This is a genomic window from Rhodopseudomonas sp. (assembly GCF_013377015.1).
Lineage (GTDB): Bacteria > Pseudomonadota > Alphaproteobacteria > Rhizobiales > Xanthobacteraceae > JARJEH01.
Genome location: NZ_JACABA010000001.1, coordinates 1,107,865 through 1,132,768, shown reverse-complemented (window position 1 = coordinate 1,132,768; position 24,904 = coordinate 1,107,865). Strand labels below are relative to the sequence as shown.

The following is a 24,904-nucleotide window of genomic DNA, read 5'->3' as shown; positions in this document are numbered from 1 at the left end:
GATGGCGCCGCAACAACAGCCTGAGAAACGCTTCTACGAGGTCGGCCGCCGTCGGCATGAAATCACCCTGATGCCGGACGGCACGGAAGTCTGGCGCCGCGGCCGCGTGCCGCTGACCAAGCGCCACTGGCTCGCCTGGCGCGGCGTCAGCAATCCGAAATCGCTGCGCCGCGAGCGCCGGCTGCTCGACAAGCGGCCGCTGTGGTGGACGATTGGCCTCGGCGGCCTCCTGGTGGCGACGCCGTTCCTGTCCGATCAGGCGATCAACATTGCGGCGATCTTCTGCATCTTCTCCGCCATCAACGTGATCTGGACGCTGATCATCGGCACCGCCGGTATCTTCTCGCTGGCGACGATGGCGGTGGTCGGCATGTCCGGCTATGCGGCGGCGGCGGCCAATGTCTATCTCGGCGTGCCTTGGCCGCTGATGATGCCGGTCGGCGCGCTGGTCGGGCTGGTGCTCGGCGGCTTCCTGGCGCTGCCGTCGACCCGGCTCGACGGGCTGTATTACGCGCTGCTCACGCTCGGCGTCGCCGAGATCTGCCGGGTGTTCGTATCGCAGATCAAGGCGCTGGCGCCGGCCAATGGCAGCATCAACCAGGTCGACTCCTTCATTCCGGCGGACTGGCTGCTGCAACGGCCGGGCCTGCTGCTCGGATTCTTCGCCGCCTTCGCGCTGTTGCTGGCGGCCCTCCTGGTGTTCCGCCTGATCAACAGCGAGCGGCTCGGGCTGTTGCTGCAGGCCGCGCGCGAGGACGAGGCGTTTTCCGAGGCCACTGGCATCGACTATCGCCGGGCGCGGCTGTGGGTGTTCGTGCTGTCCTCCGGGGCGCTGGGCGCGATCGGCGCCTTCTACGTGATGTTCTATCGCTCGATTTCGCTCGCGGTGTTCTCGCTCGATCAGCTGCTGCTGCTGTTCGCGATGATCGTGATCGGCGGCCTCGGTCGTTCCGAAGGCGCGGTGATCGGCACCGCGATCGTCGTCCTGATCGACAAGGGCATGCTCGATCTCGGGCCGCTGCGGATCATCATCGTCACCGCGGTGATGATCGGCGTGGCGCTGACTGCGCATAACGGACTGACCGGCGTGCGGGCGCAGTTCCGCAATTTCCGCAACCGCAAGAAGAGTGAACGCCGCGCCGCTCGAACCGAAAAAGGGGGTGAGGTTATGCCCGAGGAAGCCACCGAGATAGCCGACAAGCAGCAGGTCTATTACCGGCTGTTCGACAAGCGGATTCGCGATCGGCTCAAGGCCCAGATCACGCCGGAACTGATCGCCGAGCACAAGGCCAAGCCGCTCGGCCAGCATTCCGACGCGCTCGACCGGGTGCTGAACTACTTCCGTCGCGGCGAGATGCCGGACAAATACGCGATCCTGCGGGTCGGGGAGTATACCTCGAGCACCTACAAGGTGCTGGCGTTTTCCGGCCGGCCCGGGCATCCGCCGCGGGTCGTCGACGACAAGCTCTACGCCACCATGGACGAGGCCTATCACGCCGTCTTCCTGCTGCGCGTCAACGACCTCCTCGCAAGCTGATTTCTGAAGGACCGCCATGGCAACGCAGCGCATCTATGGTTACGCCGATCCGTGGTCGATCAAGGCCGGCGAACAGCTCTCGTTCATGGTCTCCGGCGAGGGGCTGGGGGCGGTCGATGCGCAGCTCGTCAGGCTGATCCACGGCGATGAAAATCCCGATGGGCCGGGCTTCGTCGAGCAGGAAGTGGCCAGCGAGATTCCGGCCCAGCTCGCGGTTCGCCGGCAGTTCACCCAGGTCGGCGCCTTCGCGGTGGCCAACGATCCCGATCAGCGCCTGGCGGCCCCAGGTGACTTCACGATTTATGCCTTCGTGTGCTCGACCAAGCCGGGCATCACCCGGCAGGCAATGCTGTCGAAATGGGACATCACCGCCGGCAAGGGCTATGCGCTCGGCATCAGCCCCGAAGGCCGGCTGGAATTCTGGATCGGCGACGGCGAGATGATCGATCACGTCGCAGCCGAAATTCCGCTGGTGCCCAAGGCCTGGTACTTCGTCGCCGCCAGCTTCAACGCGGCGACGCGCGAGGCGCGGCTCACCCAGATCGGGGTGGTCAATCGCTACAATTCTTTGATCGGGCCGGTGGTGCCGTTCGATTACGGCTCGCGCGTGGTCGAGACGCTGCGGGTGGCGCCGGCCGATCCCGGCGTCGCGACGCCGTTCCTGTGGGCCGGCGCCAGCGAGGAAAACGACCGTCGCGGCCGCTTTGTCGGAATGCTGTACAGCGGCAAGATTGATCGCGCCGGAATCGTCGGCGAGGTGCTGGCGCCGGACGTGATCGAAGCGCTGGCGCGGTCCGGCTCGATGCCGGCCGGCGCGGTGATCGCGCATTGGGACACCACGGCGGGCTACACCGACAGCGGCATCGGCGACACCATCGTGGATGTCGGGCCGCACGGGCTGCATGCCGAGGGCATCAACCGCCCGGTCCGCGGCATGACCGGCTGGAACTGGAAGGGACGCGCCGACAGTTTCAGGCTCGATCCGGCGCAATATGGCGGCATCGTGTTTCACGACGATGCGCTGACCGATTGCCGCTGGCAGCCGAACCTCACCGTGACGATGCCGGCCGAACTCAGGAGCGGCGTCTATGCGCTGCGGCTGCGCTCGGCGGGGGCGGAGGAGTACATCCCGTTCTTTGTCCGCGCCGCCAGGCCGAAGGCGCCGCTTGCGGTGCTGATGTCGACCTTCACCTATCTGGCCTACGCCAACGAGCATCTCGCCTATGACGCGCTGATCGCCCAGGCCATCACCGCGCATACGCCGATCCTCACCGAGGCCGACATCGCGTTCAACAAACTGCAGGAATTCGGTCTGTCCACTTACGACCATCATTCCGACGGCTCCGGCTGCTGCTATTCGTCGTGGCGGCGACCGATCCTGAATATCCGCCCGAAGCATCGCATGAGTTCGATGGGGATGCCGTGGGCGCTGCCGGCCGACCTGTCGCTGATCTGGTGGCTGGAGCATTCCGGTCTGGACTACGAGATCCTGACCGATCACGATCTCCATGCCGAGGGCGTCGACGCGCTGCGGCCGTATCGCACCGTCATCAACTGCACCCATCCGGAATACTATTCCGAGAACATGCTGGACGCGACCGAGGACTATCTGTGCGCGGGCGGGCGGGTGATCTATGCGGGCGGCAACGGTTACTACTGGGTCTCCGGCCTGCGCGACGGCGAGCCACATTGCATGGAGGTGCGCAAACTCGATGCCGGTTCGCGCGCCTGGCAGGCCGATCCTGGCGAGGGCTATCTGGCCTGCACCGGCGAGCGATCAGGGCTGTGGCGCTCGCGCGGCCGCGCCCCGCAAAAGATCGTCGGAGTCGGCTTCACCGCGGAAGGCATGGACGAGAGTCAGCCGTTCGAGCGGATGCCGGATTCGTTCCACCGCCGCGTGGCGTGGATGTTCGACGGCATCGGTCCGCAGGAATTGATCGGCGATTTCGGGCTCGGCCTCGGCGGCGCCGCCGGCATCGAAATCGACCGCTACGATCTGGCGCTCGGCACGCCGCCGCACGCGCTGCTGCTGGCGTCGTCGCACGGCCATTCCGACAATTACCCGCTGGTATCCGAAGAGGTCACCTACGCCTTCCCGGGGCGCGGCGGCACCCAGGATCCGCAGGTGCGCGCCGACATCACCTATTTCACCACCGCAAACTATGGCGCCTGCCTGTCGATCGGTTCGATCGCCTGGAGTCAGGCGCTGCCGTACAAGAACGGCGACAACAATGTCGGCCGCTTTATGCGCAACGTGCTCGACGCCTTCCTGAAGCCGGGCGCCTTGCCCGGCAGCGAGTTCGTTGGCGATGAAAAGTTGTGGCGCTGAGAGTGTAGTCCTGTTGGAAGCCGGACCTTGGTCGGCCTCCAACAGGGTGTCGCGGCAGAATCCTATTGCAGCAGGTGCCAGCCGCCATCCTTGACGACGATCATCACGCGGCCGCGCTGGTCGAAGCCGGAATGATCCGCAGGCGTCATGTTGTAGACGCCCTGCGTCGCCACCAGCTCCTTGGTCTTTTCGAGCGCGTCGCGCAGCGCGGTGCGAAACTCCGGCGTGCCGGGCTTGGCCTGCTTCAGCGCTTCCGGCACCGCTGCGCTCAGCAGCAGGCCGGCGTCGTAGACGTTGGCGCCGAACGTCGCGGGGGCGACGCCGTAGGCGGCCTTGTAGGCGGCGATGTAATCCGTCGCGATCTTCTTGGACGGGTTGGCATCCGGAATTTCGTCCAGCACCAGCATCAGGCTCGCCGCCAGGATGGTGCCTTCGACCTTCTTGCCGCCGAGCTTGAGGAAGTCGGGCGCCGCGGCGCCGTGGGTCTGGTAGATCTTGCCCTTGTAGCCCTGATCGACCAGCGTGATCTGCGGCAGGATGGTGGAGGCGCCGGCCGCGGCCACCAGCACCGCGTCGGGATTGGCGGCGAGGATCTTCAGCGATTGCGCGGTCACCGAGGTGTCGGCGCGCTGATATTTCTCGGTCGCGACCACGTTGATGCCGGCCTTCTGCGCCAATGCTCCGAACGTCTTCACCCAGTTCTCGCCATAGGGATCGTTGACGGCGATCAGGCCGACGGTCTTGATCCCGGTCTTGGTCATATGCTCGATCAGCGCCGCGGCGATCAGATCGTCGTTCTGGGTGGTCTTGAACACCCACTTCTTCTTCTCGTCCATCGGCAGCACCACCGCGGCGGAGCCCACCGGCGCCAGCAGCGGCGTCTTGGCCTCGGCGATGAAGCCGATCACGCTTGCCGCGTTCGGCGAACCGGACGGACCGATGATCGCGTCGACATTCTCGGAGATCAGCCGCTGCACCTGCTGCACGGTCTGGGTCGGATCGGAGCCGTCGTCGAACACCAGATAGTCGATTTTCACGCCGCCCACTTCCTTGGGTAGCAGCGTCGCGGTGTTCTTCTGCGGAATTCCGACCACGGAAATCTGTCCGGTCGACGACGAGATCAGGCCGATCTTGATTTGTGCGGCCGCCGGATCGAGCGATCCGAACAGCGCGGTGGCGGCGAACGAGGCAACAATCAAGGTCCGTAACATTGCAACTCTCCCTTCTGAAAGCATCTGCTAGATCACGATGGTGCCGACGCTCGCACCACCGCACACGTACAAAGTCTGGCCGGTCACGAATCCGTTCTGCGGATCGGCGAAGAACATCACCGCGCGCGCCACGTCGTCGCTGCGGCCGAGTCGTCCGACCGGAATCGCGGCGGCGAGTTTTTGTTCGCGTTCGCTGTTCTCCGGAATTACCTCGCGGAACATCTCGGTGTCGGCGATCGGCCCGGGGGCTACCACGTTCACCGTGATGCCATCGGCCGCCAGTTCCAGCGCCCACGTCCGCGCCAGCCCGATCATGCCGGCCTTGGTGGCCGCATAGGCCGATCGCGTCGCCAGTCCCAACGCACCGCGCGACGACATCAGGATGATCCGGCCGAATTTGCGGGCGCGCATTCCGGGCAGCGCGGCCTGCGCCAGCGCGATCGCAGCGCCAAGGTGCAGCTGCGTCAGCGCATTGAGGTCGTCGATCTTGACGTCGGGCAACAGCGCCGCGCGGATCGCGCCGGCATTGTGGATCAGATGGCTGACCGGCCAGCGCGCGGCAATCTCCGCGGCGGCCTCGACCGTCGCGGCGTTGTCGAGCAGGTCGACCTCGATGGCGGTCAGTTGCGGATGCGACCAGTCCGGCTTGCGCCGCGCCAGCGAGATCACCTGATAGTCCGCCGCCAGCATCTGCCGACAGATCTCCGCGCCGATCCCGGTCGAGCCGCCGGTGACGACGGCGATGTTGCGTTCCGTCATTTCGCCACCAGCGCCAGCACGCGCAGCGGACTGCCGGAGCCCTGCTTGATCTTCAGCGGGGCGGCCACGATCACCGCGCCCTTCGGCGGCAGCAGGTCGAGATTGGTCAGACATTGCAGGCCGTAGCGGCCCTTGCCGTGCATATAGAAATGCGCCGGATAGGGCGGATTGAAATGATGCGCCTGGCCGGCATCGGTGCCGATGGTTTCGGTGCCGAAGCCGTGGACGTCACGCTGCTCGACCAGCCATTTCACCGCCTCGGGCGCGGGGCCGGGCGTATGGGCGCCGTCCTCGCGCAGCCCGGCATAGTCGGCATAGGATTTCTTCGACCAGTCGGTGCGTAGCAACACCCAGCTTCCGGCCTCGACCCGGCCGTGCTTCGATTCCCAATTCTCCAGGAACGCGACAGTGAGGACGAAGTCCGGATCGGCCGCGGCCTCCTGCGAGCAGTCGATCACCGCGGCCGGCGCGATGAATTTTTGCGCCGGGATCGTATCGACCGCATTGTCGGGCAGGTCCTTGCCGGAAATCCAGTGGATCGGCGCGTCGAAATGCGTGCCGGTATGCTCGCCCACGCTGAAATTGTTCCAGTACCAGGCCGGGCCGCGTTCGTCGTAGCGCGACACTTCCTCGAGCCGGAACGGCGCGCATTGCCCCATTTCCGGCGGCAGCGTGATGATCGGGAAATCCGGCGTCAGCGTCTGGGTGAGATCGACGATCGTAATCGCGCCGGACGCGATCGAGGCGGCGAACAATGCAAGGTCAACGCTCATGTTGTGGTCCTCATGATCCGGCAAGCTCCCGCTCCAGCGCCTTCGGGTTCGCGGCGAGCCGCTCGCGGACATCTTCGGCGACATCGCCAACGAAGACGTCTTCCAGGCCACGGGTCAGCGCATCGATCGTCGCCTTCGCGATCGCCGCCGGCGTCACCTTCGGCGGCGGCACGCTCTGGAACCATTCGGTCTCGGTCGGGCCGAAAAACAGGTTCACCACCTTGACGCCGCCGGGCCGCAGCTCGGCGCGCATCGCCTGCGACGCCGACAGACAGGCGGCCTCGGTCGCCGAATGCGCGCCAAAGGCCGGCCAGTTCATCAGCGCGTGCACCGACAGCAGATTGACGAAGGCGGTCGCGGAGTTGACGCCGTCGGCGCCGCGAAACCGCAGCGCCGGACCGAACGCCTGCGCCAGCCGCATCAGCCCGAAATAGCGCACGTCCATTTCCTGCCGCGCTACCACCAGCCCGCGGCGCTCGACGATGCCGCCAGGGCGGGTGTATTCTGCGGTGTTGACGATGATATCGATGCGGCCGCCATTCTGCTCGGCCAATTCGGTGACCGATTCAGTGTCGGTGATGTCGAGCGGCACGATCTCCACCCGTTCGATGGCTTTCAACGCCGCGTCACCCGGGAACGGCTTCCAGGCGTCGGCGATGCCGACGAAGACGATCGACGCGCCGGCCGCGGAGAATGCCTTCGCCATCGCCTGGCCGACCTGCGTGCGGCCGTCGGTGATCAGCACGCGGCGAAATTTCGGGTCGCAGGTCATCTCGCGCAATTGAACATCCTCGGCCATGTTCGGAACATCCCGTGCCGGCATCGCGATCAGCACCGGCGCGCCGCTGCGGTCGAGCTGCAGCGCCAGCCTGACCCGGCCGCCTTCGATGGTGTCGCCGTGCAGATGCGCCACCAGCACCGGGCCGCAATCGAGCTTCACCGAGCCGATCCGCCACGGCGTTCGCTCGCGAAAATACGGATCGGTGGAAATCCGCACCGTGGTTTCGGCGACCAGTTCTCCGTTCGGATCGACTGCCTTGAACGGAAGCCGTGCCGACAGACAGGCCGGGCAGGCGTCGCGCGGCGGATAGATCACCGCGGCGCAATCGGCGCAGACCTGCAATTCGAAGCGGCCTTCCGCGGCCGCGGCGGTCAGGCCATGAGCGGTCCGGCTGCGGACGCCCTGCGGCGTCAGCGGCGCCTGCGTCTTCTTCAGCGGATTCTTGCGCCTGGGGCGTGACAAGGGTTCGGTCATGCGGGGCCTGCGAGTATTGCGGCGCCGGAGGCCAGCCCGCGGTCGTAGTTGATCATGCCGAATCCCGAGACCAGTCCGATCTTCGCCTCCGGCACCTGCGCGCCGAGCGCGCTGTGGGTGAGCTGCCGGATCGCCTCGACCAGGCCGAGATAGCCGCCCGCCGCACCGGCCTGCCCGCCCGACAGCTGTCCGCCCGATGTGTTGTGCGGAAACGAACCGTCGTGGGTGAAGCTTTGCGCGCGGACGAATTCGGCGGCCTCGCCCTTGCCGCAGAAGCCGAGATCCTCGAACTGCATCATCGAGATCACCGGATAATCGTCATAGGTCTGCACGAAGTTGATGTCGTCCGGGCCGACGCCCGCCATGTCCCAGAGTTCGTGCTTGTCGACCGCCCAGCCGCCACGAAGCTGGATGGCATCCTCCGGATAGGCGTTGTGTCGCTCGATGGTGGAGAGCACGCGCACGCCGGTCACGCCGAGCGATCGCGCGGTGTCCTCGCGACAGACCAGAAACGCCTCGGCGCCGGCACAAGGCATCACGCAGTCGAACAGATGGATCGGATCGGCGATCGGCCGCGCCGCCATGTAGGCGTCGAGCGTCAGCTCGGATTTCATCAGCGCATGCGGGAAGCTGCGCGCATTGGCGCGCTGCGCGACACAGAGCTTGCCGAAATCCTCGCGGGTGGCGCCGTAGCGCTTCATGTAATGCCGGGTGATCAGCGCGAACGAGGCATTGGGGCCGCCGGAGCCGTAGGGATACACCGCGTCCTGCGCGAAGCGGGAGAACGTCGACAGCGTGCGGCGGAACGAATCGACATGGTTGGTGTCGGCGGCGACGCAGGCGACCAGGTCGGCGTCGCCGGCCTGCACCGCCCGCGCGGCGCGGCGCAGCGCCACCACGCCGCTGGCGCCGCCGAACGGCACGTGATCGAGCCAGCGCGGCGACAGCCCCATATGCTGGGTGATACCGATCGCGGTATCCGGGCCGACGGTGAAGCTCGACAGCGACAAGCCGTCGAGATCGGTCGGGCGCAATCCGGTTTGCCGGACCAGTTCGCGCAGCGCCCGGCCGATCCACCAATGCGCGCTGTTGATCGAATAGCGACGATAGGGAATGGTCACCGGCACGCAGGCGACGACGCCGTCATAGGACTGCCGCCGCTTCGCGCCGCTCATGCCGCGACCCGCTTCTTGAGATGCCTTGTGTCGATCGCGTCCTTGCCGGCGACCGTGGCGGCCACCTGCTCCTTGAGCTGGCCGCGCTGGATCTTCTGCGTCGAGGTCAGCGGCAGCGCGGCAACGAAAGCGACGAAGCCGGGCGCCTTGTAATAGGCCAGCCGCGCGAGACACCAGGCGACCAGATCGGATGCGAGCCGCTGCGCTTCCTCCGGCGCCGCGGGCTGATGGTGCGCGACCACGCAGGCAAACACTTCATCGCCGCGCACCGAATCCGGCGTGGCGGCCACCGCGACCTGCTTCACCGCGGGGTGCTGCTGCAGCACGCTCTCGACCTCGACCGCGGAAATGTTCTCGCCGGAGCGGCGGATGACGTTCTTCTTGCGGTCGACGAAATGCATCGATCCATCGGCTTCGCGGCGGACCACATCGCCGGTGTGAAACCATCCGTCCTGCCAGGCCGCCGCGGTCGCCTCCTCGTCCTTCAGATAGCCGCGGAAGAAGCCGTAGCGCGGCGCGTCGCCGGCGTGGCGGACCAGCAGTTCGCCGGGCTCGCCGACGCCGGCTTCGGCGCCGCTGTCGTTGACGATGCGGGTCGCGAGCTCCGCGTCGGGCCGTCCGAAGCAATTGCTGCCGACGTGACGCGGTTCCGTTGAGGCGATGATCACCGCGCCGGCGCCGGTCTCGGTCATCGCCCAGGCCTCGATCAGCGGAAAGCCGAAGCGCTGTTCGAACGGTGCATGCAGCGCGCGATCGACTCCGGCGCCGAAGCCAAAACGGACATTGTGTTCGGTGTCGCTGGGATCGGCCGGCGCGCCCATCAGCATCGGCGGCATCACGCCGAGGTAATGCACCACGGTGGCGCGGCTGTCGCGTACGCTCGCCCACCACGATTTCGGATGAAAGCGATCCAGCACGATCAGGCAGCCGCCGGTCAGCAGCATCGCCATCGCCGAATAGGCCATCGCGTTCATGTGAAATACCGGCAGCGGCGTCAGCATCCGCTCGTCGCCGTCGCGCAATGGGATCAGCCCGCCGACATGGGCGTACCAGTGGCCGGCGTAGAGATAATATTCGTTCGGCAGTATGCAGCCTTTCGGCCGGCCGGTGGTGCCCGAGGTGTAGAGCAGCGCGCATTCGCTGTCGCGATCCGGGACGCCTGTTTTCGGCGGGAGAGTCGTGATCGCTTGCACCGGATCGTCAGGGCCGAACACCGGCAGCACACGGTTCGCGGCCTGCGCCGCGGTGGTGATGCCCCGATGTCGGGATTCGATAGCGACCGCGGCGACGATCTCGGAATGCCCGATCAGATATTCCAGCTCGGCGGAGCGCATGTCGGGATTGATCGGCACCAGCGCGACGCCGAGCCCGTTCAGCGCCAGCCAGTGTCGGAAGAACGCCGGCCGGTTTTCCAGCAGGATGCCGACACGGTGTCCGTGGCCGTAACCGCGGGCCTGATAAACGTCGCGCAGCGCGTCCACCTCGCGTAGCAACGTGGCGTAGCTGATCTCGCCGGCCGCGATGCCATAGAGCGCGGCGGTCTCCGGTAGCACGGCGAGAAACGACCGCTCCGGGTAGCGCTGCGCGGTGCGGCACAGCGCTTCGTAGACCGTGTTCGGGGCCGTCGGCGGAAGCTGCATCATCGTCACATGAACAACTGGATGTTGCCGAATGCGGCGTCGCAATTGACGATATCGACGCGCTTCAGCTTGATCTTGAGCGCGCCGTCGACCATCGCCAGCGTGTGCGTCGCCCACGCCGCGTAGAGCGTTTGCTCGTCGAGCCGGGTCTCGACGTAATGCATCGGGGTCCAGGTGACATATTCGTTGGCGTCGTGATCAAACTTGTCGATCTGCGGGGTCTGCAGCACATGATGGCAGCGGCTCTTCGGCTTCTGGCTGAAGGTGCGGTTGCCCTTCAGTCGCTCGACGCGGATCTTCAGCAGCAGCTTGTCTTCATACATCAGCGAAGTTGTCAGCCGCGCCTCGGTCTGGCCCCATTCCAGCGGCATCCAGTAATAGCCGTCGTCGGCGAACAGCTCGAGCCATTCCTCGAAGCGATGCTGGTCGATCATCCGCGCCTCGCGGATCACGAAGCTGATGATGTCCTGTTCGGTCGGTGCGTTGCTGATTTCACTCATGGGTCACATCGTCATCGTCATGAATTTCGACCAGGCGCGGAATTGATTGCGCATCTGCCATTCCGTGGTGCCGTTGGTCACCGCGATGGTGTCGGCGACCTCGCCGGGATCGTACAGCCGCTGGATGTTGACCCAGGGGTTGGCGTCGACATGCAGACCTTCCTGCGCGCGCTCGTACATTTCCAGATCGTCATGGCCGACCACCGAGGTTGGCGCGTTGATCAGCCGGTTGTACATCAGCGTGCGTTCCAGCAGCAGATCCGGCGCGTCGACCAGTCGGAAGGTCCAGCTCTCGACCAGCGTCTTGTTCGCCGAAATCGGCCGGAACACCCGAAGCAGCTGGATCGGGCCCTTGATCATGATGTTGGGGAAATACACCGTGTTGTGGCGGTTCTCGTCGAGGATCGCCTTGGCGCGGGCTTCGCCGTAGGCCGCCGTCATCTGCTCGAAATAACCGGGGACGACGGAATAGTCGGAGTGAATCGAATGATGCACGCCGGTGTGGCCATGGCCGTTGGGCCAGACCCGGATCCCCATGTTTTCGAAGAACTCGTAGGGCGACATGAACGGCACGAAGATTTCCACCGCCATCGGCTTCTTGCTGCCGGGCGGGGCGTTCTTCCAGACATCGACCGCGGTGCCGGCGGAGGATTCATGCGCCACCATCGGATGGCAGGTGTCGGTCTGGTTCTCGACCAGCATCTTCCAATTGCAATTATGCATGTAGCGCAGCACGCCGCCGGCGACCTCAAGCCGGCCGGCCGGCGAACGGTCGATCATGTTGTCGAGACTGGACAGGCTTTCGGAAAAGAACTCCTCGAATTCAGGACCGGCGTCGTTGAGCTTGGCGAACACGAAGCCGCGATAGTTGTGCACGTGCTTCACCGCGCTCATGCCCTTGCCGGCATGACTCTGTTCGAACCCGGTGTTCTCGTAGCCCTTCTTCAACGGGATCGCGAGCAGCGAGCCGTCGGTCTTGAAGCTCCAGGCGTGATAGGGGCATCGAAAGAATTTGCCAGTGTTGCCGCAGCCTTCGGTGGTGATTCGGGTGCCCTTGTGCGGACAGCGGTTGAACAGCACATGGACCTTGCCGTCGGTGTGCCGCACCATCAGCACCGGCTGGGTGCCGATGGTGGTGCCGAAATAGTCCCCGGCGTTGGGAATCTGGCTGTCGTGGCCGACATAGACCCAGGTGTTGGCGAAGACGTTCTCCATCTCCAGCTGAAAGATCTCGTCGCTGACATAGACGTCGCGGTGGACTTCAGTCTCCCGGACCAGCGATTTGATCGCTTCGACGTTGCCACGGTATTCGACCATTGAAAGCTCCTATCAAAGATCTAGAACGAGACGCGGTGACTTCGAGCGCGACACGCAGATCTGAATCAACTTGCCGGCGCTCTTTTCCGAATCCGAAAGAATGTAGTCGCGGTGATCCGGCGTACCCTCGATCACGCCGACCTGGCAGATCCCGCATTCGCCGCGCTGGCAATCGTACATCGCATCGACCCCCGCCTCCAGCAGCGCCGCCAGGATGGTCTTGTCCGCCGGGACAAGGTAGCTTGCGCCGGTCGAGGCCAGCACCACCTCGAATGCGGCGTCGCCCGGCTTTGCGGCACTGGCGGAAAAAATCTCGAACCAGAGCCGGCCGTCGCGCCACCCCAGCGTCTTCGCCGCGGCGATCGCGGCATCGATCATCGGTCCGGGCCCGCAGACATAGAGCTGTTCGTCGCCGGTCAGCGATCGCATCAACGCATCGACATTGAACAGGCCCGCGTCGTCGTCGGTGTGCAGCGTCAGCTTGTCGCCGGCGAGGTTCTGGACCTCGTCGAGAAACGCCAGCTGATCCCGGCTGCGCGCGGCATAGATCAAGCGGAACGGCTGCCGCCGCGCTGTCAGCGCCGCCGCCATCGACAGGATCGGGGTGATGCCGATGCCGCCGGCGAGCAGGACGACGTCGCCGCCCCGCCGGAGCGGGAAATTGTTGGTCGGCGGCGTCGCCTTGATCGTGTCGCCGACCTTGAGACCGTGCATGAAGGCGGAGCCGCCCTGGCTCGGATTTTCCAGCCGCACGCCGAGCCGGTAGTGAAGCGGATGTTCGGTGGCGGCGGGGGCGCCGGAGGGATTGACCAGCGAATAGCTGCGCCGCTCGCCCGACCGTAGTACGATATTGATATGGGCGCCGGCCTCCCAGGACGGCAGTGGCGCGCCATCGGCGCGCGCCAGCGTGATGCTGCGGATTGCCGGCGTTTCCGTGCGGACCTCCGTGACCGTCAGATCGAGTTCGTTGCTCTCAACCATGCGCTGTGCCGCTCATCTCAGGAAACTCTCGATCGTCGCCAGCGCGCCATCGAGCGCGGTGCCATCCTCGTCCGCCAGGGCGGCGCGGCACAGCCGCTGCACCCATTGCGCGGCATCGGGTCGGCCTTGCAGGCGGATCGCCGCCGCCATCACCTTGTCGAATTTCGACTGTCCGCGCGCGTGGGTGTCGGAATATCCCTTGACCAGGCGGCGAGCCTGAAGAATTTCCACTGCCAGCGTCGGATCGATAGCCGCGGCGGCGCGCGCTGCCGCCAGCCAGGCGTCGCGATGTTCTATCTCCTGCGCGTGACGCCACATGCCGCGGCGGAAGCGCCGCAGGCCGGCAATGACAGAGAGTGCGAGAAACCAGCGCAGCGTGTCGGTGCGTACCCGACGGCCGCGATTGACGATCCGGTCGATCGCCGCGATGGCGCGCGGCCTGGCCTCGAGCCAGCGCCCGAGCGCGGCCGGCAGCACCCCGACGACTTCCTCGGCGCGCGGATGCATGTATTCGGTGAGCTGCACCAATTGCTCCGGCTTCGCCAGGATCTCGCGCCGGATCCGCTCGACTCGCGTGCTCCGGGTTTTCAGATCCGCGACCCGGATGACGTCGTCATAGGCCATCGCCACCGCGATATATTTCGCCGCGGCGCCGGTCAGCGCCAGCGAGCCGAACGATTCGAACGACGCCACCAGATCGAGATATTCGGCGCCGTAACCGATGTCCTGGTAGTCGACCACGCGCTGCAGCCCGGCGGCGAGCATGCCGTGCAACTCGCCGGGAAAGATCGCGCGGGCTCGCTGCACCAGCGCGTCGTAGCCCGGGTGCCCCACCGGCGCCAATTCCGGAAAACGCTTGTCGGGCGTGGCATTGGGAGCGAGCGGGGGCGATCGGGTCTGGCCGGGCTCGCCAGCGCCGTCAAAACCCTCACGGAATGCCCGCAGGCTCGGCTCGACGCCGACACCGGCGGCGCGGATCGTTTCCTCGTAAGCCGACCTCGGAAATGGCAGCGCGCCGCTGCCGGCCAGTGCGCCGAACATCACCGCCGAAATCGCACTGCCGGTGGCGTCGGCGATCGCCGCCATGTCGAACACGATGAAGCGCTTCGCCGCAGCACCCGCGGCCTGATAGACCGCCGCGGCTGCTCCGATGCCGTTGCCCGGGACCTGCTTTTCCCGCACCGCGTAGGAGCGATGCGACGAGGCCAATAACGTGGTGCGTTCCGGCGTCACCAACCCGCGCTGGATCGCGCGCCCGGCCTCCATCAATTCGGCGCCGAGCACGATATCGACCTCGCCCGGCACCGGCATCAGCGACAGAACCGGGTAGGGCATGCCGGCGCGCGCGGCGATTAGTTCGATTGAATAGATCGTCGCCCCGGTGCGTTGCGCGACGCCGGGCACCGAGGTCGACTGCGCGATCCAGCCCTGGCTTTCGGCCAGCGCCACGATCCAGTCCACCAGCACGCCGCCGCCTTGCCCGCCCATCGCCAAGACGGCGATGGTGATCGGCTTCACGGTGTCGAGCTGCGGGACTTGCGCGATCATGTTCATGTCGACGCAAACATCGGGCGGCGGCGTTCGCGCCTTTGCTGCAAAAGGCCGATGACCGACAGCCGCAGCCGCGCGATCCATTGCTCGAACCCGCCAGGATTGTGGATGATGTCGGCGCGGTAGAACGACGGACACAACACCGCCGCCTCGGCGACCTCGCCGCAATTGCCGCAGCCGACGCAAGAATTGTCGACCGCGGCGACTGGATCGTCCTTCAGCGGATCGTCAGTGTACTTGATCGACAGCGACGGACAGCCGGACAGCCGGATGCAGGCGTGGTCGCCGGTGCAGACGTCGTCGTCGACGCCGAATCGCTCCTTGACCATGCGCTCGCCGGCCTTCACGGCCTTGGCGAACAATGGCCGCGTCCGCCGCTGCTGGTTCAGCATGCATTCGGACGACGCGATGATGATCTTGGGACCTTTCTCCTCGGTGGTCAGCGCCTCCTTCAGCGTGTCCCGCATTAAGGCGACGTCGTAGGTGCGGTCGATCTGCCGGACCCATGTGGCGCCGATGCCTCTGACCGCCGCGGCGATCGGATGCTGGGTCGAGCGCGAGCGGTTGTCGGCGCGCGACGACAGCAGGTCCTGGCCGCCCGTCGCGGAGGCGTAGTAATTGTCGACGATCAGCACCACGCCATTGTGCTTGTTGAACACCGCGTTGCCGATCCCGCTCGTCAGGCCGTTGTGCCAGAAGCCGCCGTCGCCCATCACGCTGATCGAGCGCTTGCCGGCCCGGACGTTGAACGCCGAGGCCGAGGCGGGGCCGAGCCCGTAACCCATCGTGGTGGCGCCGATATTGAACGGTGGCAGGATCGAAAACAGATGGCAGCCGATGTCGGCGGCGACGTGATGCGGACCGAGTTCTTTCTCGACCAGTTTCATCGCCGCGAAGATCGGCCGTTCCGGACAGCCGGTACAGAATCCGGCCGGCCGCGCCGGCACCGCGGCGCCGAGTGCCTGAATCTGGTCGTCCGACAATGCAGCGGCCTCATTGGGCGCGCGCAGACGGTCGGGTAGCGCGGGGTGTCGTTCGCTGACCAGGAACGAACGGATCGCGCCGCGCAGCACCGGCACGGTGTATTCGCCGGCCAGCGGCAGCGGTCCCTTGCCGTAGATCTTGGCCGCGATGTCGGCCTTGCGCAGGATCTTGTGCAACGCCTGCTCGATATAATCGGGCTGACCTTCCTCGACCATCAACACCGCTCGCTTGCTGGCGCAGAACGCGGTCAGTTCGTCGTCGATCAACGGATAGGTGACGTTCATGACGTAGAGCGGAACCCGCGTCCGGCCCCAGACGTCGGCGAGGTCGAGCCCCTGCAGCGCCCGCATCACGCTATTGTACATGCCGCCTTGCAGGATGATGCCGACGTCGTCGATGTCGCCCTCGAACACCTCGTTGAGTTTGCGCTCCTTGATGAATTGCACCGCCGCGGGCCAGCGCCGCTCGATCTTTTCCTTTTCGTGCAGGAACGACGCCGGCGGCAATACGATGCGGTCGGTGTCGCGCACCGGATGTTCCAAGGCTTGCGCCAGCGTAAACGGCGGCGACTTGTTGTCCTTGGCGGCGAAGCGGCCGTGAACGTGGCAGGATCTGACCCGGACTTCGAGCATCACCGGCGTGTTGGAGGCCTCGGACAGTTCGAAGCCGTCCTCGACCGCCTTGACGATGCTCTCCAGATTGGGACGGGGATCGAGCAGCCAGATCTGCGATTTCATCGCGAAGGCGTGGCTGCGTTCCTGCATGATCGAGGAACCTTCGCCGTAATCCTCGCCAACGATGATCAGCGCGCCGCCGGTGACGCCGCCGGACGCCAGATTGGCCAGCGCGTCGGAGGCGACGTTGGTGCCGACCGTCGATTTCCAGGTCACCGCGCCGCGGATCGGATACATCACCGAGGCCGACAGCATCGCGCCCGCGGCGGCTTCGGAAGCCGAGGCCTCGAAATAGACGCCGAGTTCGGACAGGATATCTTGCGCGTCGGCCAGCACGTCCATCAGATGCGAGATCGGCGAGCCTTGATAGCCGCCGACATAGCCGACGCCGGATTGCAGCAAGGCCTTGGTGATGGCGAGAATGCCTTCGCCACGGAATTCGTCGCCCGCGCCGAGCCGGAGGTCCAACACTTCCTTGGCAAAGGACCTCTCAGCCATCTTGTCTCTCCGAACTCCGTGCCCGAGAATGCCGTGAAGGGCGTTCGCGCCGACCGACGCAATAAATTTCATACATAAAATAATTTCTGTCAACGCCGATCTTTTGGTCGTGATGTTGCGATTGCCCAATGGCGTATCATCGCGCTCAGCCAATGGGCAAAAGCTGCGACAAACATGGTCGGCGCCGCGCCGCCGCCACGGTTGACAGCGGCGGAATTTGAAAATACTTTAGCCCTAAAGTAACTTTCGCGGGGATGATTTGAACTCCTTCGTCGCCAGCTACCTGATCCAGGAAGGGATTACCAACGGGGCGATCTATTGCCTGCTCGCGGTGGCGATCCTGCTGGTGTTCTCGGTGACGCGGATCATCTTCATTCCGCAGGGCGAGTTCGTCTCCTACGCCGCGTTGACCTACGCGGCATTGCGGGAAGGCAAGCTTCCGGGCACCGTCGGATTCACCCTGGCGCTGGTTTCGGTAATGGTCGGGGCGCGGCTGCTGCGCGGCATCGCCGAAGGCAATCTCCGGCACAGCCTGCTGGAAGCGCTGAAATCGGCGCTGCTTCCGCTGCTCGTCGCCGTGGTCGTGTTCGCCAGCGCGCCCTACGTGCTGCCCGCGGCGGTCGATGCGCTGCTGGCGATTGCATTGGTCACCGCCAACGGCCCGCTGATCTACGCGATCGTCTATCAGCCGCTGGCGAAGAGCTCGACGCTGGTGCTGCTGATCGTGTCGATGGCGTTGCATCTGGTGCTGGTCGAATTCGGCCTGTTCTTCTTCGGTCCCGGCGGCGCGCGGACCGAACCGTTGCTGGACCTGTCGTTCTCGATCGGGTCGCTGCCGGTCCCGGCGCAATCGCTGGCGATCTATCTCGCCGCGGCAGTGCTGATACTCGGCCTGTTCCTGTTCTCGGAACGCACGCTGTACGGCAAGGCGCTGCGCGCCGCCGCGATCAATCCGCTCGGCGCGCGGTTGATGGGGGTGTCGTCGACGATGGCGGGATCGGTGGCGTTCGCGGCCTCCGCCTTCATCGGCGCGGTCTGTGGCGTGCTGGTCTCCTCGGTCACGACGATCTACTACGACACCGGCTTCGTGCTCGGTCTGAAGGGGTTCGTCGCTGCGGTGATCGGCGGCTTCGTCAGCTATCCGCTCGCGGCACTGGGCGCGCTCGCGGTCGGATTGATGGAGAGCTTCTCGGCGTTCTACGCCAGCCAGTACAAGGAGACCATCGTCTTCACCCTGATCATCCCGGTGCTGCTGTGGCGTTCGATGCGGCGGCGCGGAACCCCGGAGGAAGACCATTGAGGCGGTTGCTGCCATTTGCGGCACTCGGCCTCGCCTGCGTCGCGGCGGCGCTGCTGTTGCTGCCCTATTACCTCACGATTCTGACCTATATCGGGCTGGCGGCGATCGTCTCGCTCGGGCTGGTGCTGCTGACCGGGCAGGGCGGGCTGTCGTCGTTCGGCCAGGCTGCCTATGTGGGGCTCGGCGCCTATCTCAGCGCGGTGATTTCGACCTCGCTGCATTGGCCGCCGCTGGCCACGCTGCCGGTGGTGCTGCTGGTCAGCATCGTCTCGTCCTATGTGGGCGCGGTGATCACCGTGGGACTGTCCGGGCATTATCTGTCGCTGGCCACCATCGCGTTCGGACTGTCGGCGTATTTCCTGTTCGGTGGCTTGCCGTTTGCCGGCGGCCAGACCGGGCTGTCCGACCTGCCGCGGCTATCCGTTGCAGGCTTCGAATTCCGGACGCCGCAGGCGAGCTTCATCCTGGTGTGGTGCATTCTGATCGTCGCGATGGTGGTGCTTTCGAACCTGCTGGATTCGCGCGTCGGCCGCGCCATCCGGGCGTTGAAGGACGGCGCGACGATGGCCGAATCGATGGGCATCGACACCCGCGGGTCGAAGCTGCAGATCTTCGTCGTCGCCTGCGTGCTCGCCTCGCTGTCCGGTTGGCTCTACGCGCATTTCCAGCGCTTCGTGAATCCGTCGCCGTTCTCGCTCGCCCAGGGCATCGAATATCTGTTCATGGCCGTGGTCGGCGGCGCCGCGAGCCTGTGGGGCGCGCTGGTCGGCGCCGGGCTGGTGACGTTCCTGAAGCAATGGCTGCAAGGATTCTTGCCATCGCTGATAGGCAGTGGCGGAAATTTCGAGACCGCGGTGTTCGGCATCATCATCATCGTGATGTTTCAACTTGCGCCCGACGGTCTGATCCCGGCGGTTCGCCGCTTGACCGGACGCGCCGGCATTCGTCCGCGCGCGGTCGCCGACGCCCCTCCGCTGTCGACGCGGCCGCGCGCGCCACGCGGCGAGGTGGTGCTCAGCGTGCGGCAGGCCCGGAAGTCGTTCGGCGGCCTGGTCGCCAATCGCGACGTCAGCCTCGATCTGCGGGCCGGCGAAATCCTGGCGCTGATCGGGCCGAACGGCGCCGGCAAGAGCACCTTCTTCAATCTGGTCAGCGGCACGCTCGACGCCGACGAAGGCCACTTCGAATTCAAAGGCAGCTCGATCCGCGGCCTCGGCTCGCGTGCGATTTCGCGGCTCGGACTCAATCGGACCTTCCAGCACGTCCGGCTGCTGCCGGATATGTCGGTGCTGGAAAATGTCGCGATCGGCGCCCACCGCCGCGGCAAGGCCGGTTTGTTTTCGGCGCTGCTGCGGCTCGATCGAACCGAAGAGGCATTGTTGTTGGCGCAGGCCAAACACGAAGTCGAACGGATTGGGCTTGGCGATCAACTCTGGACCGAAGCCGGCGCGCTGGCGTTGGGACAGCAGCGCGCGCTGGAGATCGCCCGCGCGCTTGCCGCCGATCCGCAGGTGCTGTTGCTGGACGAGCCCGCCGCCGGGCTGCGCCATGGCGAAAAGCAGCAACTGGCTGCGCTGCTGCGCAAGCTGCGCGACGAGGGAATTGCGATTCTGCTGGTCGAGCACGACATGGATTTCGTGATGCGGCTCGCCGACCGCGTCGTGGTGATGCAGTTCGGCACCAAGATCGCCGAAGGCCAGCCCGAGGAGGTGCAGAAGGATCCGCACGTTCTTGAGGCCTATCTGGGAGCAGCGCAGTGAGTAGTGCGATGCTGTTGGAGTGCAGCGACCTGTCGGTGTCCTATGGCAAGATCGCCGCGGTCAGGGGCGTATCGCTGCAGATCGCCGAGGGCCAGATCGTCACCATCGTCGGCCCCAATGGCGCCGGCAAGTCGACCTTGCTGTCGGCGCTGATGGGATTGTTGCCCTGTTCGGGCCCGGTCGCCTATTTCGGCCGCGCCCGCAAGCCTGCCCCCAGCACCGAAGCGCTGGTGCGGCTGGGGCTCGGCCTAATTCCGGAAAATCGCGAACTGTTCGCCCCGATGTCGATCGACGACAATCTGCGGCTCGGCGCGTTCGATCGCTGGCGCGCCGGTGCGCGCGACATGGAGGCATCGCTGGCCGAAGTGTTCGCGCTGTTTCCCCGGCTGGAAGAGCGTCGCGCGCAGCCGGCCGGCACGCTGTCCGGCGGCGAGCGCCAGATGCTGGCGATCGGCCGGGCGCTGATGGGGCGGCCGAAGCTGCTGATGCTCGACGAGCCGAGTCTCGGCCTTGCGCCACTGATCGTCCGCGACATCTTCGAGATCATCAAATCGCTGCGCGCACGCGGGGTCTCGGTGCTGCTGATCGAGCAGAACGCGCGGGCGGCGATCAATATCTCCGACTACGGCTACGTGATGGAAGCCGGCGAGTTCGTGCTGCAGGGCTCCGCCGCCGAACTCGCCAACAACGCCAAAGTGATCGAGACCTATCTCGGCGTCTCCAGCGCGGCCAAGGCGGAGTCATGAGCGGGATGATGCGACTTACGACCTATGGGGCGGCGCTGCCTTGGACTTCCGGCGGCGATCTCATTAGTTTAGCCTTCAAGTGGATGCCGGGTCGATGAGACGAGGAGCAGTCGAGTGAGCACCGAGGAATGGATCGATGGCGAGACCAAGGTGCTGGAAGCGCCCGAGGATCACGGCGACGAATTGCGGCTGTGGCTTCGGCTGCTGACCTGTTCGGCGCTGATCGAGAGCGAAATCCGCCGCCGGCTGCGCGAGGAATTCGATTTCACCTTGCCGCGATTCGATCTTCTGGCGCAGCTCGACAAGGCCGACGGCGGCATGGTGCTCGGCGAAGTCTCCAAGCGCATGATGGTGTCGGCGGGTAACATCACCGCGCTGGTGGAGCGCCTGGTCGACAGCGGTCACGTCAAGCGCACCACGCTTTCGACCGACCGGCGGGTCCAGATCATCTCGCTGACGCCGTTCGGCCGCACCGCGTTTCGCAAGATGGCCGCCAAGCACGGCGCATGGATAGGATCGCTGTTCGCAGGCTTGTCGGACAAGGACCGCAGCCTGTTGATGCGCGAGCTGGGCAAGCTGAAGAAGTCGGCGAGGGACGCGTTGCGCGGCGCAAGCTGAGCTGTTGCGCCACTCGGTGTTGACCGCCGCGTCGCTACTAATCGACACGCTGAATTCGACGCCGCTGCGGTGCTACCCGGATCGTCGCGGCAAAACGTTTTAAGCTTGAAATTGTTTTTGTTTCAGATCATGATAGCGGCGTCCGACTGATCGAAGCTCGGGCCGAGGGTTGGCAGGAAGGGAGCGAGGCGATGCGGATCGTGTGCATCGGTGGCGGGCCAGCGGGTTTGTACTTCGCGCTGCTAATGAAGCGCAGTCACCCGGAGCACCGCATCACCGTCGTTGAGCGCAACGCGCCGTTCGATACCTTCGGCTGGGGCGTGGTGTTTTCCGATGCGACGATGGTGTCGATGCGGCAATGGGATCCGCCGACCGCCGAGGCGATCGAGGTCGCGTTCAATCACTGGGACGACATCGAGCTGATCTTCAAGGGCCGCACCATCCGCACCAGCGGTCATGGTTTCGTCGGCATCGGCCGCCGGCGGATGCTCAACATCCTGCAGGATCGCTGTCTCGAACTCGGCGTCGAACTGTTGTTCGGACGTGACGTCATCGACGACAGCGAGTTCGCCGATGCCGACCTGATCATCGCCGCCGACGGCATCAATTCGCGGCTGCGCAACAAATACGCCGAGTTCTTCAAGCCGGACATGGTGACGCGGCCGAACCGCTATATCTGGCTCGGCACCGACAAGAAATTCGACGCTTTCACCTTCGATTTCCGCAAGACCGAGCACGGCTGGTTCCAGGCGCATATCTATCGATTCGACGACACCACCTCGACCTTCATCGTCGAGACCACGGAGGAGACGTTTCAGGCCCACGGCCTGGGCGAACTTGATCAGGACGGCTCGGTCGCATTCTGCGAGAGGCTGTTCGCCGAGACGCTCGACGGCCACAGGCTGATGACCAATGCGGGGCATCTCAGAGGCTCGGCCTGGCTGAATTTCAATCGCCTGATCTGCAATAGCTGGAGTCACTTCAACGGCCACAGCCATGTGGTGTTGCTCGGCGACAGCGCCCATACCGCGCATTTCGCAATTGGCTCCGGCACCAAGCTGGCGATCGACGACGCCATCGAGTTGACGCGACAGTTCGATATCGCCGGCCACGACGCCGGCAATATCCCGTCAGTGCTCAAGGCTTACGAGGACATCCGCCGGGTCGACGTGGCGCGGATCCAGAATGCCGCGCGCAACGCCATGGAATGGTTCGAGGTGGTCGGCGCGCGCTATGCCGACACCATGGAGCCGGAGCAATTCATGTATTCGATGCTGACGCGCTCGCAGCGCATCAGCCACGAGAATTTGCGGTTGCGCGACAAAGTCTGGCTTGAAGGCTACGAGCGCTGGTTCGCGGAACGATCCGGAATCCGCGTCGCATCGAACGAGCCGGCGCCGCCGCCGATGTTCACGCCCTACAAGGTGCGTGAGCTGACCTTGCAGAACCGCATCATGGTGTCGCCGATGGCGATGTATTCGGCGGTCGACGGCGTGCCGAACGACTTTCACCTGGTTCACCTCGGCTCCCGCGCGATGGGTGGCCCGGCACTGGTGTTCGGCGAGATGACCTGCGTCTCGGCGGATGCCCGGATCACTCCCGGCTGCCTCGGACTGTGGAACGAGACGCAAGCCGCGGCCTGGAAGCGCATCGTCGATTTCGTGCACGGGCAGACCGAGGCCAAGATCGGCATCCAGCTCGGCCATGCCGGACGCAAGGGCGCGACGCGGGTGGCGTGGGAAGGCATCGACGAGCCATTGAGCGACGGCAAATGGCCGCTGATCTCGGCGTCGGCGCTTCCCTATCTGCCGCATTCCGACATTCCCCGCGCGATGACCCGGCAGGACATGGATCGGGTGATCGGCGATTTCGTCGCCGCGACCAAACTTGCCGACGCGGCCGGCTTCGACATTCTCGAACTGCACGCCGCGCACGGCTATCTGCTGTCGAGTTTCCTGTCGCCGCTGACCAACCAGCGCGACGACGACTATGGCGGCAGCCACGACAACCGCGCGCGCTTTCCGCTCGAGGTGTTTCGCGCCATTCGTGCGGTGTGGCCGGACGGCAAGCCGATCTCGGTGCGATTGTCGGCGCATGACTGGTCCGACGGCGGCAATACGCCGGAGGACGCCGCGATCTTCGCTGCGCTGTTCAAGCGCGAAGGCGCCGATCTGATCGACTGTTCGTCGGGCCAGGTGGTCAAGGGCGAACATCCGGTCTACGGCCGGATGTTCCAGACGCCGTTCTCCGACAAGATCCGCAACGAGATCCGGGTGCCGACGATCGCGGTGGGCGCGATCTCGGAAGCCGATCACGCCAATTCGATCATCGCGGCGGGTCGCGCCGATCTGTGCGCGATCGCGCGGCCGCATCTCGCCGATCCGGCGTTCGTGATGCATGAGGCGGCCAAGATCGGCTATCCGGGACAGAAGTGGCCAAAGCAGTATCAGTCGGCGCGGGCGCAATACGAGAGCAATCTGGTTCGCGCCGGGGCTGACGCCGGGAAGGCGCGATGAGCGCAGCGTTGCACGCCTTCGTCACCGGCGCCGGCAGCGGCATTGGCCGCGCCGTGGCGCTGATGCTGGCGTCGACCGGAGCGCGCATCTCGCTCGCGGGGCGTCGTTCGGCGCCGCTGACAAGCGTGCGCGATGAGGTGCAAGCCGCCGGCGGCGAGGGCTTTGTGTTGGACGATTTCGACGTCGGTGATCCCGATTCGGTACGCAATGGCGTTGCGCGCTCGATCGAGCAGGGCGGCGAGATTTCGATCCTGGTGAACTGCGCCGGGCAGGCGCCGTCGGCGCCGTTCGAGAAGACCGATCTGGCGCTGTGGAGCCGCGTGATGACCACCAATCTGACCGGCACCTTTCTGGTGACGCAGGCGGTGCTGCCGTCGATGCGGCGGCAGCCGTTCGGCCGGGTGGTGAATATCGCCAGCACCGCGGGCCTCACCGGCTATTCCTATGTGTCGGCCTATTGCGCCTCCAAGCACGGCGTGATCGGCCTGACCCGGGCGCTGGCGCTGGAACTGGCGAAGACCGCCATCACCGTGAACGCGGTCTGTCCGGGCTTCACCGAGACGCCGCTGATCGATGCGGCGGTGGCCACCATCGCGCGCAAGACCGGCCGCTCGGCCGACGATGCCCGCGCCGAACTGGCGCAGGCCAATCCGCAGGGACGCATGGTGCAGCCGACCGAGGTTGCCGAAGCGGTGCGCTGGCTGATTTCGCCGGGCGCTGCGGCGGTCACCGGACAAGCGATCGCCATCGATGGCGGCGAAACGATGAAGGGATGAAGCG

Annotated in this window: 19 protein-coding genes; 8 read left to right on the top strand and 11 right to left on the bottom strand. The window is 65.4% G+C overall.

Features of this window, described 5'->3' with window-relative positions:
* Window position 1: 1 nt before the first annotated feature.
* Window positions 2-1,537 (top strand): branched-chain amino acid ABC transporter permease, encoded by a 1,536-nt coding sequence (locus HXX15_RS05445; protein WP_296513457.1) that lies wholly within the window; start codon window positions 2-4, stop codon window positions 1,535-1,537.
* A 16-nt stretch (window positions 1,538-1,553) separates the two neighbouring features.
* Window positions 1,554-3,866 carry a N,N-dimethylformamidase beta subunit family domain-containing protein gene (locus HXX15_RS05440; protein ID WP_296513455.1) on the top strand — a complete coding sequence of 771 codons (2,313 nt, stop codon included), beginning with the start codon at window positions 1,554-1,556 and terminating at the stop codon, window positions 3,864-3,866.
* Between the two features lie 62 nt (window positions 3,867-3,928).
* Here HXX15_RS05440 and HXX15_RS05435 read toward each other — a convergent pair whose 3' ends face one another.
* From HXX15_RS05435 to HXX15_RS05385, 11 genes are read right to left on the bottom strand one after another with little or no spacing between them, the layout of a single operon-like run.
* Complete coding sequence (locus HXX15_RS05435; RefSeq protein ID WP_296513453.1) at window positions 3,929-5,077, bottom strand: ABC transporter substrate-binding protein; 1,149 nt, start codon at window positions 5,075-5,077, stop codon at window positions 3,929-3,931.
* Window positions 5,078-5,104: 27 nt separating this feature from the next.
* Window positions 5,105-5,836, bottom strand: coding sequence for an SDR family oxidoreductase (locus tag HXX15_RS05430; RefSeq protein ID WP_296513451.1), 732 nt, complete (start codon window positions 5,834-5,836; stop codon window positions 5,105-5,107).
* Entirely contained in the window at window positions 5,833-6,609 is a 777-nt protein-coding gene (locus tag HXX15_RS05425) for a cyclase family protein (RefSeq protein ID WP_296513449.1), read from the bottom strand. The genes HXX15_RS05430 and HXX15_RS05425 overlap by 4 nt, the downstream gene beginning before the upstream one ends.
* A gap of 10 nt (window positions 6,610-6,619) precedes the next feature.
* Window positions 6,620-7,864: an SDR family NAD(P)-dependent oxidoreductase gene (locus tag HXX15_RS05420; RefSeq protein WP_296513447.1), complete on the bottom strand. Its 1,245-nt coding sequence runs from the start codon at window positions 7,862-7,864 to the stop codon at window positions 6,620-6,622.
* Window positions 7,861-9,039 (bottom strand): thiolase family protein, encoded by a 1,179-nt coding sequence (locus HXX15_RS05415; RefSeq protein ID WP_296513445.1) that lies wholly within the window; start codon window positions 9,037-9,039, stop codon window positions 7,861-7,863. Before HXX15_RS05415 ends, HXX15_RS05420 begins: the two co-directional genes overlap by 4 nt.
* Complete coding sequence (locus tag HXX15_RS05410; protein WP_296513444.1) at window positions 9,036-10,679, bottom strand: AMP-binding protein; 1,644 nt, start codon at window positions 10,677-10,679, stop codon at window positions 9,036-9,038. The genes HXX15_RS05415 and HXX15_RS05410 overlap by 4 nt, the downstream gene beginning before the upstream one ends.
* 5 nt (window positions 10,680-10,684) lie before the next feature.
* The gene (locus HXX15_RS05405; protein ID WP_296513441.1) at window positions 10,685-11,179 is read right to left on the bottom strand and encodes an aromatic-ring-hydroxylating dioxygenase subunit beta; all 495 of its coding nucleotides are present in this window, start codon (window positions 11,177-11,179) and stop codon (window positions 10,685-10,687) included.
* A 3-nt stretch (window positions 11,180-11,182) separates the two neighbouring features.
* Window positions 11,183-12,496, bottom strand: a complete 1,314-nt coding sequence (locus HXX15_RS05400) for an aromatic ring-hydroxylating dioxygenase subunit alpha (protein WP_296513439.1) — start codon at window positions 12,494-12,496, stop codon at window positions 11,183-11,185.
* Window positions 12,497-12,508: 12 nt separating this feature from the next.
* Entirely contained in the window at window positions 12,509-13,477 is a 969-nt protein-coding gene (locus HXX15_RS05395; RefSeq protein WP_296513437.1) for a PDR/VanB family oxidoreductase, read from the bottom strand.
* Window positions 13,478-13,489: 12 nt separating this feature from the next.
* Window positions 13,490-15,025 carry an indolepyruvate oxidoreductase subunit beta family protein gene (locus HXX15_RS05390; RefSeq protein ID WP_296513434.1) on the bottom strand — a complete coding sequence of 512 codons (1,536 nt, stop codon included), beginning with the start codon at window positions 15,023-15,025 and terminating at the stop codon, window positions 13,490-13,492.
* Between the two features lie 2 nt (window positions 15,026-15,027).
* A complete protein-coding gene (locus tag HXX15_RS05385; protein ID WP_296513432.1) occupies window positions 15,028-17,184 on the bottom strand; it encodes an indolepyruvate ferredoxin oxidoreductase subunit alpha in 2,157 nt (718 codons plus the stop codon).
* A 259-nt stretch (window positions 17,185-17,443) separates the two neighbouring features.
* Between HXX15_RS05385 and HXX15_RS05380 the strand changes: the two genes are divergently transcribed.
* From HXX15_RS05380 to HXX15_RS05355, 6 genes are all read left to right on the top strand, one after another.
* Window positions 17,444-18,484, top strand: coding sequence for a branched-chain amino acid ABC transporter permease (locus tag HXX15_RS05380; RefSeq protein WP_296513430.1), 1,041 nt, complete (start codon window positions 17,444-17,446; stop codon window positions 18,482-18,484).
* On the top strand, window positions 18,481-20,244 hold the full coding sequence (locus HXX15_RS05375) for a branched-chain amino acid ABC transporter ATP-binding protein/permease (RefSeq protein WP_296513426.1): 1,764 nt from the start codon (window positions 18,481-18,483) through the stop codon (window positions 20,242-20,244). Before HXX15_RS05380 ends, HXX15_RS05375 begins: the two co-directional genes overlap by 4 nt.
* Window positions 20,245-20,252: 8 nt before the next feature.
* The gene (locus HXX15_RS05370; RefSeq protein ID WP_296514853.1) at window positions 20,253-20,990 is read left to right on the top strand and encodes an ABC transporter ATP-binding protein; all 738 of its coding nucleotides are present in this window, start codon (window positions 20,253-20,255) and stop codon (window positions 20,988-20,990) included.
* Between the two features lie 114 nt (window positions 20,991-21,104).
* Window positions 21,105-21,608, top strand: coding sequence for a MarR family transcriptional regulator (locus tag HXX15_RS05365; RefSeq protein WP_296513424.1), 504 nt, complete (start codon window positions 21,105-21,107; stop codon window positions 21,606-21,608).
* Window positions 21,609-21,799: 191 nt separating this feature from the next.
* Window positions 21,800-24,124, top strand: coding sequence for a bifunctional salicylyl-CoA 5-hydroxylase/oxidoreductase (locus tag HXX15_RS05360; protein WP_296513422.1), 2,325 nt, complete (start codon window positions 21,800-21,802; stop codon window positions 24,122-24,124).
* Window positions 24,121-24,900: an SDR family NAD(P)-dependent oxidoreductase gene (locus HXX15_RS05355; RefSeq protein ID WP_296513420.1), complete on the top strand. Its 780-nt coding sequence runs from the start codon at window positions 24,121-24,123 to the stop codon at window positions 24,898-24,900. The genes HXX15_RS05360 and HXX15_RS05355 overlap by 4 nt, the downstream gene beginning before the upstream one ends.
* The last annotated feature ends 4 nt before the right edge of the window (window positions 24,901-24,904 follow it).

What these genes read in the sequence shown, in the direction of transcription:
- HXX15_RS05445 (WP_296513457.1), top strand. Translation starts at nt 2, where the DNA reads ATGGCGCCGCAACAACAGCCTGAGAAACGCTTCTACGAGGTCGGCCGC.
- HXX15_RS05440 (WP_296513455.1), top strand. Translation starts at nt 1,554, where the DNA reads ATGGCAACGCAGCGCATCTATGGTTACGCCGATCCGTGGTCGATCAAG.
- HXX15_RS05435 (WP_296513453.1), bottom strand. Translation starts at nt 5,077, where the DNA reads ATGTTACGGACCTTGATTGTTGCCTCGTTCGCCGCCACCGCGCTGTTC.
- HXX15_RS05430 (WP_296513451.1), bottom strand. Translation starts at nt 5,836, where the DNA reads ATGACGGAACGCAACATCGCCGTCGTCACCGGCGGCTCGACCGGGATC.
- HXX15_RS05425 (WP_296513449.1), bottom strand. Translation starts at nt 6,609, where the DNA reads ATGAGCGTTGACCTTGCATTGTTCGCCGCCTCGATCGCGTCCGGCGCG.
- HXX15_RS05420 (WP_296513447.1), bottom strand. Translation starts at nt 7,864, where the DNA reads ATGACCGAACCCTTGTCACGCCCCAGGCGCAAGAATCCGCTGAAGAAG.
- HXX15_RS05415 (WP_296513445.1), bottom strand. Translation starts at nt 9,039, where the DNA reads ATGAGCGGCGCGAAGCGGCGGCAGTCCTATGACGGCGTCGTCGCCTGC.
- HXX15_RS05410 (WP_296513444.1), bottom strand. Translation starts at nt 10,679, where the DNA reads ATGCAGCTTCCGCCGACGGCCCCGAACACGGTCTACGAAGCGCTGTGC.
- HXX15_RS05405 (WP_296513441.1), bottom strand. Translation starts at nt 11,179, where the DNA reads ATGAGTGAAATCAGCAACGCACCGACCGAACAGGACATCATCAGCTTC.
- HXX15_RS05400 (WP_296513439.1), bottom strand. Translation starts at nt 12,496, where the DNA reads ATGGTCGAATACCGTGGCAACGTCGAAGCGATCAAATCGCTGGTCCGG.
- HXX15_RS05395 (WP_296513437.1), bottom strand. Translation starts at nt 13,477, where the DNA reads ATGGTTGAGAGCAACGAACTCGATCTGACGGTCACGGAGGTCCGCACG.
- HXX15_RS05390 (WP_296513434.1), bottom strand. Translation starts at nt 15,025, where the DNA reads ATGATCGCGCAAGTCCCGCAGCTCGACACCGTGAAGCCGATCACCATC.
- HXX15_RS05385 (WP_296513432.1), bottom strand. Translation starts at nt 17,184, where the DNA reads ATGGCTGAGAGGTCCTTTGCCAAGGAAGTGTTGGACCTCCGGCTCGGC.
- HXX15_RS05370 (WP_296514853.1), top strand. Translation starts at nt 20,253, where the DNA reads ATGCTGTTGGAGTGCAGCGACCTGTCGGTGTCCTATGGCAAGATCGCC.
- HXX15_RS05360 (WP_296513422.1), top strand. Translation starts at nt 21,800, where the DNA reads ATGCGGATCGTGTGCATCGGTGGCGGGCCAGCGGGTTTGTACTTCGCG.
- HXX15_RS05355 (WP_296513420.1), top strand. Translation starts at nt 24,121, where the DNA reads ATGAGCGCAGCGTTGCACGCCTTCGTCACCGGCGCCGGCAGCGGCATT.